General features: G+C 58.6%; 16 protein-coding genes. 7 read left to right on the top strand and 9 right to left on the bottom strand.

Annotation, left to right across the window (positions count from 1 at the left end):
- Positions 1-4: 4 nt before the first annotated feature.
- Genes trpD through LQ215_RS24265 form a run of 3 tightly spaced genes read left to right on the top strand, consistent with a single transcriptional unit; the run spans position 5 to position 2,592 of the window.
- Positions 5-1,054 (top strand): anthranilate phosphoribosyltransferase, encoded by a 1,050-nt coding sequence (gene trpD / locus LQ215_RS24275; RefSeq protein ID WP_230152919.1) that lies wholly within the window; start codon positions 5-7, stop codon positions 1,052-1,054.
- On the top strand, positions 1,051-1,887 hold the full coding sequence (gene trpC, locus LQ215_RS24270) for an indole-3-glycerol phosphate synthase TrpC (RefSeq protein ID WP_230152918.1): 837 nt from the start codon (positions 1,051-1,053) through the stop codon (positions 1,885-1,887). The genes trpD and trpC overlap by 4 nt, the downstream gene beginning before the upstream one ends.
- Positions 1,888-1,890: 3 nt before the next feature.
- Positions 1,891-2,592 (top strand): lipoate--protein ligase family protein, encoded by a 702-nt coding sequence (locus LQ215_RS24265; protein WP_230152917.1) that lies wholly within the window; start codon positions 1,891-1,893, stop codon positions 2,590-2,592.
- Here the strand turns inward: LQ215_RS24265 and crp are convergent.
- The gene (crp, locus tag LQ215_RS24260; protein ID WP_060740379.1) at positions 2,589-3,233 is read right to left on the bottom strand and encodes a cAMP-activated global transcriptional regulator CRP; all 645 of its coding nucleotides are present in this window, start codon (positions 3,231-3,233) and stop codon (positions 2,589-2,591) included. The two genes, LQ215_RS24265 and crp, sit on opposite strands and share 4 nt — an antisense overlap.
- 235 nt (positions 3,234-3,468) lie before the next feature.
- On the opposite strand from crp, the gene LQ215_RS24255 reads away from it, so the two are divergent.
- Positions 3,469-3,891, top strand: a complete 423-nt coding sequence (locus tag LQ215_RS24255; RefSeq protein ID WP_003206127.1) for an OsmC family protein — start codon at positions 3,469-3,471, stop codon at positions 3,889-3,891.
- Between the two features lie 114 nt (positions 3,892-4,005).
- Here LQ215_RS24255 and coq7 read toward each other — a convergent pair whose 3' ends face one another.
- From coq7 to hemJ, 6 genes are all read right to left on the bottom strand, one after another.
- A complete protein-coding gene (coq7, locus tag LQ215_RS24250) occupies positions 4,006-4,653 on the bottom strand; it encodes a 2-polyprenyl-3-methyl-6-methoxy-1,4-benzoquinone monooxygenase (RefSeq protein ID WP_014340488.1) in 648 nt (215 codons plus the stop codon).
- A 75-nt stretch (positions 4,654-4,728) separates the two neighbouring features.
- Positions 4,729-5,067, bottom strand: a complete 339-nt coding sequence (locus LQ215_RS24245; protein ID WP_230152916.1) for a histidine triad nucleotide-binding protein — start codon at positions 5,065-5,067, stop codon at positions 4,729-4,731.
- A gap of 69 nt (positions 5,068-5,136) precedes the next feature.
- A complete protein-coding gene (locus tag LQ215_RS24240; RefSeq protein ID WP_230152915.1) occupies positions 5,137-5,925 on the bottom strand; it encodes an SDR family NAD(P)-dependent oxidoreductase in 789 nt (262 codons plus the stop codon).
- 62 nt (positions 5,926-5,987) lie between these two features.
- Entirely contained in the window at positions 5,988-6,953 is a 966-nt protein-coding gene (locus LQ215_RS24235; protein WP_230152914.1) for a DUF805 domain-containing protein, read from the bottom strand.
- Between the two features lie 49 nt (positions 6,954-7,002).
- On the bottom strand, positions 7,003-7,971 hold the full coding sequence (locus tag LQ215_RS24230; RefSeq protein ID WP_230152913.1) for an NAD(P)H-dependent flavin oxidoreductase: 969 nt from the start codon (positions 7,969-7,971) through the stop codon (positions 7,003-7,005).
- A 36-nt stretch (positions 7,972-8,007) separates the two neighbouring features.
- On the bottom strand, positions 8,008-8,439 hold the full coding sequence (hemJ, locus tag LQ215_RS24225; RefSeq protein WP_230152912.1) for a protoporphyrinogen oxidase HemJ: 432 nt from the start codon (positions 8,437-8,439) through the stop codon (positions 8,008-8,010).
- Between the two features lie 134 nt (positions 8,440-8,573).
- Here hemJ and argC point away from each other — a divergent pair, with 134 nt between their 5' ends.
- Both argC and erpA read left to right on the top strand, forming a co-directional pair.
- On the top strand, positions 8,574-9,608 hold the full coding sequence (gene argC / locus LQ215_RS24220; RefSeq protein ID WP_014340483.1) for an N-acetyl-gamma-glutamyl-phosphate reductase: 1,035 nt from the start codon (positions 8,574-8,576) through the stop codon (positions 9,606-9,608).
- A gap of 145 nt (positions 9,609-9,753) precedes the next feature.
- Positions 9,754-10,104, top strand: a complete 351-nt coding sequence (gene erpA, locus LQ215_RS24215; RefSeq protein ID WP_003177727.1) for an iron-sulfur cluster insertion protein ErpA — start codon at positions 9,754-9,756, stop codon at positions 10,102-10,104.
- Positions 10,105-10,168: 64 nt separating this feature from the next.
- Here the strand turns inward: erpA and LQ215_RS24210 are convergent, their stop codons facing one another.
- Both LQ215_RS24210 and LQ215_RS24205 read right to left on the bottom strand, forming a co-directional pair.
- Positions 10,169-11,260 (bottom strand): anhydro-N-acetylmuramic acid kinase, encoded by a 1,092-nt coding sequence (locus tag LQ215_RS24210; RefSeq protein ID WP_230152911.1) that lies wholly within the window; start codon positions 11,258-11,260, stop codon positions 10,169-10,171.
- A 2-nt stretch (positions 11,261-11,262) separates the two neighbouring features.
- The gene (locus LQ215_RS24205; protein WP_230152928.1) at positions 11,263-12,681 is read right to left on the bottom strand and encodes a peptidoglycan DD-metalloendopeptidase family protein; all 1,419 of its coding nucleotides are present in this window, start codon (positions 12,679-12,681) and stop codon (positions 11,263-11,265) included.
- Between the two features lie 212 nt (positions 12,682-12,893).
- Here LQ215_RS24205 and tyrS point away from each other — a divergent pair, with 212 nt between their 5' ends.
- Complete coding sequence (gene tyrS, locus LQ215_RS24200; protein ID WP_230152910.1) at positions 12,894-14,093, top strand: tyrosine--tRNA ligase; 1,200 nt, start codon at positions 12,894-12,896, stop codon at positions 14,091-14,093.
- Positions 14,094-14,234 lie beyond the last annotated feature (141 nt).

Genomic DNA, 14,234 nt, shown 5'->3' with positions numbered 1-14,234 from the left:
TTTCATGGATATCAAGACAGCCCTGAACCGTATCGTCGGCCAACTCGATCTGAGCACCGACGAAATGCGCGATGTGATGCGCGAAATCATGACCGGCCAATGCACGGATGCGCAGATCGGCGCGTTCATGATGGCCATGCGCATGAAGAGTGAGAGCATCGATGAAATCGTGGGTGCGGTTTCGGCGATGCGCGAGCTGGCGGACAAGGTCGAGCTCAAGACGCTCGACGGTGTGGTGGATGTGGTCGGTACCGGCGGTGACGGTGCCAATATCTTTAACGTGTCCACTGCCTCGTCGTTTGTCGTCGCGGCGGCCGGTTGCACCGTTGCCAAACATGGCAATCGGGCAGTTTCCGGCAAGAGCGGCAGTGCCGATCTGCTGGAGGCGGCCGGCATTTACCTGAACCTGACGCCGATCCAGGTGGCACGCTGCATCGATAACGTCGGCATTGGTTTCATGTTTGCCCAGACCCACCATAGCGCCATGAAACACGCCGCCGCGCCCCGTCGTGATCTGGGTCTGCGCACGCTGTTCAACATGCTCGGCCCGCTTACGAATCCGGCCGGCGTGAAACACCAGGTCGTCGGCGTGTTCAGCCAGGCGTTGTGCCGACCATTGGCTGAAGTCTTGCAGCGCCTGGGCAGCAAGCACGTGCTGGTGGTCCATTCGAAGGATGGGCTGGATGAGTTCAGCCTGGCGGCGCCCACCTTCGTGGCCGAACTAAAAAATGATCAGATCAGCGAGTACTGGGTCGAACCTGAAGACCTCGGCATGAAGAGCCAGAGCTTGCACGGGCTGGCGGTCGACAGCCCGGCGCAATCGCTGGAGCTGATCCGTGATGCCCTGGGGCGCCGCAAGACCGAGAACGGCCAGAAAGCCGCCGAGATGATCGTACTCAATGCCGGTGCCGCGTTGTACGCCGCCGACCACGCCAGCAGCCTCAAGCAAGGCGTGGAACTGGCCCATGATGCGTTGCACACTGGCCTGGCCAGGGAGAAGCTAGAAGAATTGGGTGCATTTACAGCCGTATTCAAAGTGGAGAACGAAGGATGAGCGTGCCAACGGTTCTGGAAAAAATTCTGGCTCGCAAGGTCCAGGAAGTGGCCGAGCGCAGCGCTCGGGTGAGTCTGGCAGAGCTGGAAAACCTGGCGCGTTCAGCGGATGCGCCGCGCGGCTTTGCCCAGGCGCTGATCGATCAGGCCAAGAAAAAACAGCCGGCGGTGATTGCCGAAATCAAGAAGGCGTCCCCCAGCAAGGGCGTGATTCGTGAGCACTTCGTCCCGACCGAGATCGCGCGAAGCTACGAGAAGGGCGGAGCGACCTGTCTCTCGGTGCTGACCGACGTCGACTTCTTTCAAGGGGCCGATGATTACCTGAAACAGGCGCGGGCGGCGTGCAAGCTGCCGGTAATCCGCAAGGATTTCATGATCGACCCGTACCAGATCGTCGAGGCGCGTGCGCTGGGCGCCGATTGCGTGCTGTTGATCGTTTCTGCCTTGGACGACGTGAAAATGGCCGAGCTGGCGGCCGTTGCCAAAGGCGTCGGGCTGGATGTCCTGGTGGAAGTCCACGACGGTGACGAATTGGAGCGAGCCCTGAAAACGCTCGATACCAAACTGGTCGGCGTGAACAATCGCAACCTGCACACTTTTGAAGTAAGCCTGGAAACCACCCTGGACCTGTTGCCGCGCATTCCTCGCGATCGCCTGGTCATCACCGAAAGCGGCATCCTCAACCGGGCCGATGTCGAGCTGATGGAAGTCAGCGACGTGTACTCGTTCCTGGTGGGCGAAGCGTTCATGCGGGCCGAGAACCCGGGTACGGAATTGCAGCGACTGTTCTTTCCTGAACGAGGCCTGCCAGTGAGCGGCTCGACGCTGGACTGATCCATGTCGCCTGTGATTTCCCTCACCGTCGAAGCTGGCCTGCAAGCCGAACAGGAGCTGTTGGCCAGCATCTGCGCGGGCGACGCCGAGTTCGGCCTGCTGTTCTGGCAGCCCAACGATCGTGCGCTGGTGATGCCGCGTCGCTTGAGTCGCCTGCCGGGGTTCGAACACGCCTGTGAAGTATCGGCCGCCAACGGTTGGCCGGTGCTGTTGCGCGAAACCGGTGGCGAACCGGTGCCGCAGTCGGCCGCTACCGTCAATATCGCACTGGTCTACGCACCACCGCGCAGCGAAGGTGACCACGGACGTATCGAAACCGGGTATCGCCGGTTGTGCGATCCCATCTGTCAGCTGTTGGACGAGCTGGGCGGGATGGCTTCGCTGGGAGAGGTGCAAGGGGCTTTTTGTGACGGGCGCTTCAACGTCAACCTCGACGGCCGGAAAATGGTCGGCACCGCTCAGCGCTGGCGCCAGAGCAAGGGCGGTCAACGTCCGGTGGGGCTGGTTCATGGCGCGCTTTTGCTGGAGAACGAGCGCGAGTCCATGGTCGCGGCCGTCAATCGCTTCAATGAGGCCTGTGGCCTGGAGCAGCGAGTGCGGGCCGAGAGCCATATTGCCCTGCATGAAAAATTCCCGGCGCCTCACGCGCTGGAGCGGCTCGACGTTTTGTACCGGGAGCTGCTGACCAATCTTTTGGGCGCTTAACGCGTTCCGAACACCACCATGGTCTTGCCTTTGACGCTGACCAGGTTGCGCTCTTCCAGATCCTTGAGAACGCGACCGACCATTTCACGCGAGCAACCGACAATCCGTCCAATCTCTTGGCGGGTCACCTTGATCTGCATGCCGTCCGGGTGGGTCATGGCATCGGGCTGCTTGCACAGTTCCAACAGGCAACGTGCGACACGTCCGGTGACGTCGAAAAATGCGAGATCGCCCACCTTGCGGGTGGTATTACGCAGGCGTTGTGCGATTTGTCCGCTGAGGACGTAAAGAATGTCCGGGTCTTGCAAGGACAGTTCTCGGAATTTGGCGTAGCTGATTTCCGCAACTTCACATTCAATTTTGGTCCGCACCCAGGCACTGCGTTCCTGTTCCTTGCCCGCCTGTTCGAACAACCCCAGCTCGCCGAAAAAATCTCCGGAATTGAGGTAGGCGATGATCATTTCCCGGCCGTCGTCATCCTCTATCAGGATAGTGACCGAGCCCTTGATGATAAAAAACAGCGTCTCGGAACGATCTCCCGCGCAAATGATGTTGTGTTTGGCTGGATAGCGGCGGCGCTGGCAATGCATCAAGAGTTTGTCGAGATTCTTGATCTTGAACGTGGGAGTAATGGCAACCATGGTTGTATCCCGAAAGACTGCGCAGTGTGATGGTTTGGTTTTTTTATGGGCGCGAAGGGTTATCGCTAAAAGCTGGCCATACGCCAGCGAGTGGGCGCCAGCTTAACAGAGGCGTCCCTAATTGATTTGAGAATTTACCTACATGCTGGCAGGTCAGGTCTGCTAAGACGGAGGGCGGTCATGCTGGAGCGCTGTGCTAAGCTGGCGACCCTTTTTTAACAGTGGAGTCTTGGCGATGAAGGCACGCATCCAATGGGCTGGCGAAGCCATGTTCCTCGGTGAGTCAGGCAGTGGTCATGTGGTCGTCATGGACGGCCCGCCAGAGGCTGGTGGGCGGAACCTGGGTGTTCGGCCGATGGAAATGCTCCTGCTGGGCGTGGGCGGTTGTAGCAACTTCGACGTGGTCAGCATTCTTAAAAAGTCCCGCCAGGCCGTCGAAAGCTGCGAAGCTTTCCTGGAGGCGGAACGCGCCACTGAAGACCCCAAAGTGTTTACCAAGATCCACATGCACTTCGTGGTGAAGGGGCGGGCCCTGAAGGAGGCCCAGGTTAAGCGCGCCATTGAGTTGTCCGCCGAGAAATACTGCTCGGCTTCGATCATGCTCGGCGCCGCCGGGGTCGAAATCACCCACGATTATGAAATCATCGAGTTGGGCTGAGTCGGTAGCCGACTGGCCGTATTGAAGTTGTTGGACAGAAAAAAGGCGACTCCCCTTGAGGGGAGTCGCCTTTTCAATTTCCGAGGGAATGATCGATTCAGTCCCCAATTGCCGTCAAATCCGATAAGTGCTCTTGGTCATGACCTTGGCCAGCAGGCTCATGCCGAACTTCACCGGCGCCGGAAAACGGAAGCCACCGGCCTCAAGCGCACTCTCGGCATGGTGTTCCTCGTCCACGCGCATCTGCTCAAGAATCGCCCGGGATTTTTCATCCTCGGCCGGCAGTTGTTCGAGGTGTTCGTTCAAATGCTTGCACACTTGATGCTCGGTCGCCGCAACGAAGCCGAGGCTGACTTTGTCGCTGATCAGCCCGGCAACGGCGCCGATTCCGAATGACATCCCATAGAACAGCGGGTTCAGGACGCTGGTATGGCTGCCCAGCTGGCGAATCCGTTGTTCACACCAGACCAGATGGTCGATTTCTTCCTCGGCGGCATGCTCCATTGCCTCACGCACTTGCGGTAGCTTCGCTGTCAGCGCCTGGCCCTGATACAGCGCCTGGGCACAGACTTCGCCGGTGTGGTTGATACGCATCAGTCCGGCGACGTGGCGGGTTTGCTCGTCACTCAGTTGCGCGTCTGGTTGCACGATAGCCGGTGATGGGCGGTACGGCTGGCCACTGAAAGGCAGCAGCGTGCGCATCGCGGTATCGGCTTGCAGCAACAGACGGTCAATCGGCGAGTAGTGACGTTGGGTAGTCATGCTTACCTCCGGGAAAAATCACAGCGGCCAGTTTAACCCAATCGACCGCCGAAAATTTGCGTTGGGTCAGGGCTATCAGCCCGGCGGCCAGTTCAGCTGGCGCTGCCCCAGCACATGCATATGAATGTGATAGACCGTTTGCCCACCCAGTTCATTGCAGTTCATCACCACGCGAAAACCTTCTTCACAGCCCAATTCAAGCGCCAGGCGCTGGGCAGTGAACAAGATGTGTCCAGCCAGGCCTTTGTCTTCTACGGTCAGGTCATTGAGGGTGCGGATCGGTTTTTTCGGTATGACCAAAAAATGTACAGGGGCCTGTGGGGCGATGTCGTGGAAGGCCAATACCTGGTCATCTTCGTAAATGATCTTCGCCGGGATTTCCCGGTTGATGATCTTGGTGAACAGAGTATCCACAGCTGTTTTCTCCATTGGGTTCGTCGAGGTTGGGGGGCGTGAGGCGCCTGGTAGTTCAATTTAAAGGGATCAGCGCGGGCAATAGGCCTTGTTGATCATGCCGGCGATGGTTCGGACCAGCCATCGCGACCCCAGCCGCGGCAGCGCGGCCAGCCAGCGGTTGCGGCGTCCAGGAATGATGATGGCGCGGTTGCGGTCCAGCGCGCGCACGGCGTACAGGGCCACTTCTTCCGGGCTCATCAGCAACTTGCTGTCGATGAGTTTCTGTTCGTCCATCTGCGCCCTTGAAAAGAAGCCGGTCCGGGTCGGGCCAGGGCAAAGCACCGAGACCTTGATCGCGGATTTCTTCAGCTCGACCCGCAGGGCTTCGGAGAAGTGCAGCACATAGGCCTTGCTGGCGTAATAGGTACTCATCCAGGGGCCGGGCTGGAACGCGGCAATCGAGGCGACGTTGAGGATCTGGCCGCCGCCCAGCAGCGCCATGCTGTTACCGATGGCATGACAAAGCCGTGTCAGGGCGAGGATGTTGACTTCGATCAGGTCTTGCTCGGTCATCCAGTCCTGGCCCAGGAACGGCCCACTGGTGCCGATGCCTGCGCAATTGACCAACAGGTCGATCTGCCGCTCACCTTCCTCCAGTTCCAGGAGAAAGCCTGAAAGCCTCAGCGGTTCTCCCAGGTCGCAGGCCCGGAATAACACCTCTACGCCAAACCGCTGGGTCAGTTCGATTGCAATACTTTCCAGCCGATCACGCTGTCGAGCCACCAGTATCAGGTTGCGGCCGCGCCGGGCCAGCGCTTCGGCCATGGCCAGGCCAATGCCGCTGGAAGCGCCAGTGATCAGTGCGTAACGGGTCATGCAGTTCTCCATCGCAACAGCCCGCCGCCAGTCGACTGGGCTGTCACCGGCATGAAGCGGGCTTATTGTTCCTCTTCTTGCTCATAGTCTACAGAAGGCGAAGCGGGCTCGGCTGCCTCGACAGCGGGTTCTTCGACGCTTTCGTTGCTGGGCTCGCTGCTTTCATAGCTGCTCAGGCTGCTGCTGTCGTAATCCTCCTGGAGGGCTCCGAAGATGCCGGCAAACGTCGCCAGGAAAATCAGGACGATCATCACAAGCCAAAGCGACGCCAGTACTTTGACCGCCGTGGTGTTGCGCGGTGGCGGCGGCCCGTACTGGTTTGCACCGGTATTGCCCGGGGCAATGATCAGGATGAATGGGAAGATGCTGCCCACGAATGGAACGAGGTTGACCAGCCACAACCACCCCGACCAGCCGAGATCATGCAGGCGCTGGACGTTGAACTGGATGCTCACGAAGGCAAAGGCAAGTACAACAGCTACGCCGAGCAGGCCGCCGACGATCAGTGCAGCTATCGAGTTGGAAGCCAGCAGCCAGGCCGTGGCCAACCAGAAGCCCAGGCCGACCAAGGGCAGTATGGCCAGAGTCAACACCATGGTCCAGGCCAGGTAGCGCAAACGCCCGATACGCCCATCGAAGCTGAAGGGTTTTAGCGTGCTGTACTCGGCGACTGCTTCACCCACTTCGGCGCGGGGCGGTGCGTACGGCGAGACGGGGTCGACAATCGACTCCGGGTGGCGTCCGCCCGACTGTAGCGGCGATTCCTGTACTTCGCCAAGGCTCAGTTGGAGGGCGGGTTCGGCTTCGATTCGGGCGTCGATTCCGCTCCTGTTGAGTGCTTCCAGGTATTGCTGGGCTTCGCTCTGGGACAGGTTGCTTTTAAGGGCAACCTTGCGACCAGTGAACAGCCGTTCAATGGCACTGATATCGCTTTTGAACAGCTCCGCGAGGTTGAGTTTGGCGGTGGTGGTATCGACGCCCGGCATCAGGCCTCCGTCGAATACGATGTTGAAGCGGGTTTCGCTCATGCCCGGCATCCTTGTCTCTGAAAGTTAAGTAACTGTTGTTTTGATTGCTTCAGCGGGGCCATTGCCCGCCAAGCTGTGCCGCCCGGGCATGTGCCTGACGGTATTCTTCATCCAGGCGTGCCACCAACTGGTCGACGCTGGGCAAATCATCGATTTCACCCACGCCTTGGCCTGCGGACCATACGGTTTTCCAGGCCTTGGCTTCATCGTTCAGCGGTTTGAGTTTCGAGCCAAAATCCACCTCGCCTTTGTTCTGCAGGGCGGCGAGATCGAAACCGGCGTTCTCCAGGCTCTGGCGCATGAAACTGGCCGGCACCCCGGATACAGCGGGAGTATGCACGATGTCTGCGGCTCTGGATGTGAGCAACATCTCTTTATAGGCGTCAGGTGCGTGGCTTTCGCTCGTAGCGATAAAGCGCGTACCGAAGTAGGCCAGATCCGCACCGAGCAATTGTGCGGCCAGAATCTGATGCCCATGGTTCAGGCATCCCGCCAGCAGCACGGTCTTATCGAAAAACTGCCGGATCTCGGCGATCAGTGAGAACGGGCTCCAGGTCCCGGCGTGCCCACCCGCACCAGCGGCAACGGCGATCAAGCCATCGACACCGGCTTCGGCGGCTTTCTCGGCATGCCGTCGGGTGGTCACGTCATGGAACACCAGGCCGCCGTAACCGTGAACCGCGTCCACCAGTTCCTTCACCGCGCCCAGGCTGGTGATGATTATCGGCACCTTGTGTTCGATGCAGATGGCTAGGTCGGCCTGAAGCCGTGGGTTGCTGTGATGGACGATCAGGTTCACAGCGTAGGGTGCCGGATTTTCCAGGGTCGCCAGGCCTGCTTCGATTTCCTCCAGCCAGGCCTTGAAGCCGCTGCTTTCGCGCTGGTTCAACGCCGGAAAACTGCCAACAATGCCGTTGCGGCAGCAGGCCAGGACCAGTTGCGGATTGGAAATCAGGAACATTGGCGCTGCCACGACGGGCAGGCGCAAGCGTTGTTCAAGCAGAGCGGGCAACGACATCGCAAGTACCCCGGATAATGGATGCTGCATTGGAGATTAGAACGGTCGGACAACGACCAGAATTACGATAGCCAGCAATATCAGAACCGGCACTTCATTGAACCAGCGATAAAAGACATGGCTGCGGGTGTTTTTGCCACGGGCGAAGCGCTTCACCTGGGCGCCGCACATATGGTGATAACCGATCAGCAGCACGACCAGGGTCAACTTGGCGTGCATCCAGCCGCCTTGGGTGAAATAGGCGCCGGCGTTGAGACTGAGCAGCCAGATGCCGAACACCAGGGTGGCGATCATCGCCGGGCCCATGATGCCGCGGTACAACTTGCGCTCCATGACGCTGAAACGTTCTTTGCTGACGCTGTCCTCGCTTTGGGCGTGATAGACAAACAGGCGAGGTAGGTAGAACAGGCCGGCGAACCAGCAGACCATGCTGACGATGTGAAGTGCTTTGAGCCACAGATAGAGCATTTTTAGTTATTCCCAGATTCACGGTAGCCCGATAGTAGAGGTTAGAGCGTCCGCACGTCACCTTGGCGGTTGTCGCCAGGCCCGGCGGCCCCTATCATCGACGGCTTTCCAGTGGGTTCGTTGAGGGCAGGTTTATGGTCAAGGTCGGTATTGTCGGCGGCACGGGGTACACCGGTGTCGAACTGCTGCGTCTGTTGGCACAGCATCCGCAGGCTGAGGTGGTGGTCATCACTTCCCGATCCGAGGCCGGCCTGGCCGTCGCCGACATGTATCCGAACCTGCGAGGCCATTACGACGGCCTGGCGTTCAGCGTTCCGGACGTCAAGACCCTCGGCGCCTGCGATGTGGTGTTCTTCGCCACGCCCCACGGTGTCGCCCACGCCCTGGCGGGTGAACTGCTGGCTGCCGGGACCAAGGTCATCGACCTGTCGGCGGACTTCCGTTTGCAGGACGCCGACGAATGGGCCAAATGGTACGGCCAGCCTCACGGCGCGCCGGATCTGCTCGACGAGGCGGTCTATGGGTTGCCGGAAGTCAATCGCGAGAAAATCAAGCAGGCCCGGCTGATCGCGGTACCGGGTTGCTATCCGACGGCGACTCAGCTGGGGTTCCTGCCGCTGCTTGAGGCCGGTCTTGCCGATGCTTCGCGTCTGATTGCCGACTGCAAATCCGGTGTCAGCGGTGCCGGGCGTGGTGCCAGTGTCGGTTCGCTGTACTCCGAGACGTCGGAAAGCATGAAGGCGTACGCGGTCAAGGGGCATCGCCATTTGCCGGAAATTCGCCAGGGACTGCGCCGGGCTGCGGGTAAGGACGTCGGCCTGACCTTCGTGCCGCACCTGACGCCGATGATTCGTGGCATCCACTCCACTCTTTATGCAACCGTCGTCGATCGTTCGGTGGACCTGCAGGCCTTGTTTGAAAAGCGCTACGCCAACGAACCGTTCGTCGACGTAATGCCGGCCGGCAGTCATCCGGAAACCCGCAGCGTGCGCGGCGCGAACGTTTGCCGGATCGCCGTGCATCGTCCGCAGGACGGTGACCTGGTGGTGGTGTTGTCGGTCATCGATAACCTGGTCAAGGGCGCGTCCGGCCAGGCAGTGCAGAACTTGAACATTCTGTTCGGGCTGGATGAGCGCCTCGGGCTGTCCCATGCAGGGATGTTGCCATAACGGCAGTCGCGCGCTTCAAGTTGGCAGCTACAAGCTTGAGGCTTGTAGTCGCTGCTCTTCTAAATAGTTGACCAATTTTCTAGGAGAAGCGGATAATGCCCGCCATCACGCATTATGGCGGCGTAAGCGCCGGGAGATATTCAGCATGAGCGTCGAAACCTTCACCCCCACGGCTTTGCAATTCACCCACGGTGCCGCGCACAAGGTGAAGAGCCTGGTCGATGAAGAGGGCAATGATCGTTTGAAGCTGCGCGTGTTTGTAACGGGCGGCGGTTGTTCCGGTTTTCAGTACGGCTTCACTTTTGATGAAGAAGTGGCCGAAGATGACACCATCGTCGAGCGCGAAGGGGTCAGCCTGGTGGTCGATCCGATGAGTTTCCAGTACTTGGCAGGTGCCGAGGTGGATTACCAGGAAGGCTTGGAAGGCTCACGGTTCGTGATCAAGAACCCAAACGCGACCACGACCTGTGGGTGCGGTTCTTCATTCTCGATCTGAGTGCTTCAATAAAAAAGCCGCAGTGCCTTACGGCCCTGCGGCTTTTTTTGTTCGTAATTTGATCTTAGGCCGGGTTAATGGCGCCGAGTACGCGCAAACCACGGGCGCCAGTGACACTGGGACGATTGCCTGGGATGCCTTCAAGGCAGCAATGGGCGAGCCAGGCGAAAGCCATGGCTTCGACCCAGTCCGGGTCCACGCCATACACCGCCGTACTGCTGACTTTGGCATTCGGCAGCAACTCAGCCAGGCGCTGCATGAGCGCCTGGTTGTGCGCGCCGCCGCCACAGACCAGCAACTCTTGAGTATTGGACTGGGCATGTTGGAGTGATTCGACGATTGTCAGGGCTGTCAATTCGAGCAACGTTGCCTGCACGTCTTCTGGGGCGAAGGCTGGCAACTGCGACAAATGCTGTGTCAGCCAAGGCAGGTTGAATACTTCGCGCCCGGTACTTTTTGGACCCTTGGTGACAAAGAAGGGATCGCTGAGCAGTGTCTTGAGTAAAGCTGGTTCGACCTTGCCGCTGGCAGCCCATTGACCGTCGCGATCGAAATGCTCGCCCCGTTGTTGGTGTATCCAGGCATCGAGCAATACGTTGCCTGGGCCGCAGTCGAAGCCGGCTACTGGTTTTTCGGGCTCTATCAGGCTGAGATTGCTGAAACCGCCGACATTCAGCACGGCGCGATTGCCGACTCGTTCTTCGAACAATGCTTCGTGAAACGCCGGGACCAGCGGGGCGCCTTGTCCACCGGCGGCGACGTCGCGGCTGCGGAAATCGCTGACGACGGCGATGCCGGTCAACTCGCTCAACAAGGCCGGGTTGCCAATCTGTACGGTAAACCCGCGGGCTGGTTCATGGCGGATGGTCTGGCCGTGGCTGCCGATCGCCATGATGTCTTCAGGCTTGAGTTTCTGTTCGTTGAGCAGGGTATGGATACCCTGTGCAGCCAGCTTTACCCAGCTTTGCTGGGCAATGGCGGAGCGGGCGATCTCATCGGGTCCACTGCTGCACAATCCGAGCAATTCGGTGCGCAGGGCGGCGGGCATAGGAATGTAGTGCGTGGCGATCAATTTGATCGCCGGGGTCAGTTCGATCAGTGCGATATCCAAGCCATCCAGGCTGGTCCCGGACATCACACCGATATAGCGCGCCATGCTTAGCGTTTGCTCGAGGCCAGCATGGTGGCTTTCTCTTGATCCATGCGAGCCATCAAGGGTTGGCTTTGAGCCAGGAAGCGCGCGCGCTCGGCCTTGGCGATCGGATCGGCCATCGGCAGTTTCTGGCCTAGCGGGTCGACATGGACGCCGTTGACCTGGAATTCATAATGCAAGTGCGGGCCAGTGGACAGGCCGGTAGTGCCGATGTATCCAATAACCTGGCCTTGCTTGACGGTGCCGCCCGTCTTCACGCCTTTGGCGAAGCCCTGCATGTGGCCGTACAGCGTGCGGTAGGTATTACCGTGCTGGATGATCACAGTGTTGCCATAACCGCCACGACGTCCGGCCAGCAATACCTTGCCGTCGCCGGCGGCCTTGATTGGCGTACCACGGGGGGCGGCATAGTCGACACCTTTGTGGGCGCGGATCTTGTTCAGGATTGGATGCTTGCGACCAGCGGAGAACTTCGAACTGATGCGGGCGAAATCAACTGGTGTACGGATGAAGGCCTTGCGCATGCTATTGCCGTCGGCGGTGTAGTAGCTGCTGTTGCCTTGTTTATTGGTGTAGCGCACTGCGGTGTACGTCTTGCCGCGGTTGGTGAAGCGCGCAGAAAGAATCGGGCCGTTACCGACGCTCTTTCCATTGACCACTTTCTGCTCATAGATAATGTCGAATTCGTCACCCTGGCGAATGTCCTGGGCGAAGTCGATGTCGTAGCCAAATACGCTGGCCATGTCCATGGTCAGGCTATGGGAAAGGCCGGCACGAGCAGCCGACTGGGACAATGAACTGTTGATGACACCATGAACGTAGGCCGAGCGAACGGTAGGCTTGGTGGTGACACGGTTGAATGCATAACCCTTGTCGTTTTTGGTCAGGGTGATGCTTTCCAGGTCGCTCAGCTTGGTGTGCAGGTTGGTCAACTGGCCATCTGGACTAAGTTCGAATTCGAGTTTCTGGCCGCGCTGCAGTTGAGTGAACTGCTTGGCTTGCTTGTCGCTGGCCAGGATTTCATGGACCGAAGTCGAGGGCAGGCCAACCTTTTCGAAGAGGGTGGAGAGAGTGTCGCCCTTGGCAACAATCACTTCGCGATGGTCCGGTCCTTTCTTTTCTTCTGCAACAGGCGCTTGTGCCTGAGCGGCGGTCTCGGAGGTGTCTTGCGGGCCGTTTTCAATCTGCGCAAAAGGAGAGGCGGCCGGTTCGTTTGTGGCTTGGACGGCTTCGGCGGCGTCTTGTTCTTGTGTCAGTTGTTCAGCAGGGCTTTCCAGTTCAAGACTCAGAGTCGTCTTTTTGGCTTCAACATCGCTGGAGGGAAACACCAGGAGCGCCAGGCTAAGGAGGGCGGCGATGCCACTTGCGGCAAGCAGGTGGGTCTTTGGGTAAAGCGGTGGCGCTTTAGACGGTTCTGTGGTCATAGGTAATTTTGACTTTTGAAAAGATGAATTGGAAAAGATGAATGACATGATGAAGATGAAATAACTGTATAAAATATAACCAAAACCCCTCCGAAGCAAGCCCGCGAACGCTCTGTTCTGTGGATTGGCGTCCGTGCGCCGGGCAAACCTTGTATTTGGTGCGCGATCTTGTATGGTTGGGGCCCTTTGAATCTGAGCCTTACGGGTCTGTTATGAAGTCGGTTGAAGAGCAGCTAGCGCTGATCAAACGTGGTGCGGAAGAACTGTTGGTCGAGTCCGAGCTGGTCGAAAAGCTCAAGCGCGGGCAGCCGCTGCGTATCAAGGCTGGTTTCGATCCGACGGCGCCCGATCTGCACCTGGGTCATACCGTGCTTATTAATAAGCTGCGCCAGTTCCAGGATCTGGGGCACCAGGTCATCTTCCTTATAGGTGACTTCACCGGAATGATCGGTGATCCGAGTGGCAAGAGTGCTACACGCCCACCGCTGACTCGTGAGCAGGTTCTCGATAACGCCGAGACCTACAAGACTCAGGTTTTCAAGATTCTTGATCCGGCCAAGACCGAAGTGGCTTTCAACTCCACTTGGATGGATCAGATGGGGCCGGCGGATTTCATTCGCCTGACGTCTCAATACACCGTGGCTCGTATGCTCGAGCGCGATGATTTCGACAAGCGCTATAAATCCAATCAGCCAATTGCCATTCATGAGTTCCTCTACCCGCTTGTACAGGGTTATGACTCGGTTGCGTTGCGCGCGGACGTCGAACTCGGCGGTACAGACCAGAAGTTCAACCTGTTGATGGGGCGTGAGTTGCAGCGCGGCTATGGGCAGGAGGCACAGTGCATTCTGACCATGCCATTGCTGGAGGGTCTGGATGGCGTGAAGAAGATGTCCAAATCGCTGGGCAACTACGTAGGTATCCAGGAAGCGCCAGGCGTCATGTACAGCAAATTGGTCTCCATTCCTGATGTGCTGATGTGGCGTTACTTCGAGCTGTTGAGCTTCCGGTCCATGGATGAGATCAATGCGTTCCGTGCCGATGTCGAGGCGGGGGCCAATCCGCGCGACATCAAGATCAAGCTGGCCGAAGAGATCGTTGCTCGTTTCCACGGTGAAGAGGCTGCGGCCAATGCCCATCGTGCGGCGGGTAATCGTATGAAGGATGGCGAGCTGCCGGATGATTTGCCTGAGATCGAGCTGACTGCTGCTGAGGATATGCCGATTGCGGCAGTGCTTAATAAAGCGGGCCTGGTCAAGAATGCAGCGGTGGCGCGAGACCTCCTGGGTTCGGGCGGTGTGCGTATAGATGGTGAGGTTGTGGATCGCGCCTACATATATAAGCTGGGTTCTACTCATGTATGTCAGGCTGGCAAGAAGGCTTTTGCGCGTATTACGCTGAAATCTGAATAAAGCTGAAAATAGGTGTTGACGGCAGATTCTGGAAGTCTATAATTCGCCCCACTTCCGGCGCAGTCGAAACGGAAAACTCCTTGAGATTCAACGAGTTAAGTAAGTTTCGAAGGTGTTGGGCTTCAGGTCACCGAAGCCCGG

The sequence above is a fragment of the Pseudomonas brassicacearum genome (assembly GCF_918698105.1).
In the GTDB taxonomy this organism is placed as follows: domain Bacteria; phylum Pseudomonadota; class Gammaproteobacteria; order Pseudomonadales; family Pseudomonadaceae; genus Aquipseudomonas; species Aquipseudomonas brassicacearum_F.
The sequence above is the reverse complement of the archived record's forward strand: the minus strand, read 5'-3'. Positions and strand labels throughout refer to the sequence as shown.

Excerpts from the sequence above, each read along its gene's own strand:
- LQ215_RS24205 (WP_230152928.1), bottom strand. The coding sequence starts at position 12,681 with ATGACCACAGAACCGTCTAAAGCGCCACCGCTTTACCCAAAGACCCAC.
- LQ215_RS24265 (WP_230152917.1), top strand. The coding sequence starts at position 1,891 with ATGTCGCCTGTGATTTCCCTCACCGTCGAAGCTGGCCTGCAAGCCGAA.
- LQ215_RS24210 (WP_230152911.1), bottom strand. The coding sequence starts at position 11,260 with ATGGCGCGCTATATCGGTGTGATGTCCGGGACCAGCCTGGATGGCTTG.
- LQ215_RS24230 (WP_230152913.1), bottom strand. The coding sequence starts at position 7,971 with ATGTCGTTGCCCGCTCTGCTTGAACAACGCTTGCGCCTGCCCGTCGTG.
- coq7 (WP_014340488.1), bottom strand. The coding sequence starts at position 4,653 with ATGACTACCCAACGTCACTACTCGCCGATTGACCGTCTGTTGCTGCAA.
- LQ215_RS24255 (WP_003206127.1), top strand. The coding sequence starts at position 3,469 with ATGAAGGCACGCATCCAATGGGCTGGCGAAGCCATGTTCCTCGGTGAG.
- argC (WP_014340483.1), top strand. The coding sequence starts at position 8,574 with ATGGTCAAGGTCGGTATTGTCGGCGGCACGGGGTACACCGGTGTCGAA.
- tyrS (WP_230152910.1), top strand. The coding sequence starts at position 12,894 with ATGAAGTCGGTTGAAGAGCAGCTAGCGCTGATCAAACGTGGTGCGGAA.
- LQ215_RS24235 (WP_230152914.1), bottom strand. The coding sequence starts at position 6,953 with ATGAGCGAAACCCGCTTCAACATCGTATTCGACGGAGGCCTGATGCCG.
- LQ215_RS24240 (WP_230152915.1), bottom strand. The coding sequence starts at position 5,925 with ATGACCCGTTACGCACTGATCACTGGCGCTTCCAGCGGCATTGGCCTG.
- trpD (WP_230152919.1), top strand. The coding sequence starts at position 5 with ATGGATATCAAGACAGCCCTGAACCGTATCGTCGGCCAACTCGATCTG.
- trpC (WP_230152918.1), top strand. The coding sequence starts at position 1,051 with ATGAGCGTGCCAACGGTTCTGGAAAAAATTCTGGCTCGCAAGGTCCAG.
- crp (WP_060740379.1), bottom strand. The coding sequence starts at position 3,233 with ATGGTTGCCATTACTCCCACGTTCAAGATCAAGAATCTCGACAAACTC.
- hemJ (WP_230152912.1), bottom strand. The coding sequence starts at position 8,439 with ATGCTCTATCTGTGGCTCAAAGCACTTCACATCGTCAGCATGGTCTGC.
- erpA (WP_003177727.1), top strand. The coding sequence starts at position 9,754 with ATGAGCGTCGAAACCTTCACCCCCACGGCTTTGCAATTCACCCACGGT.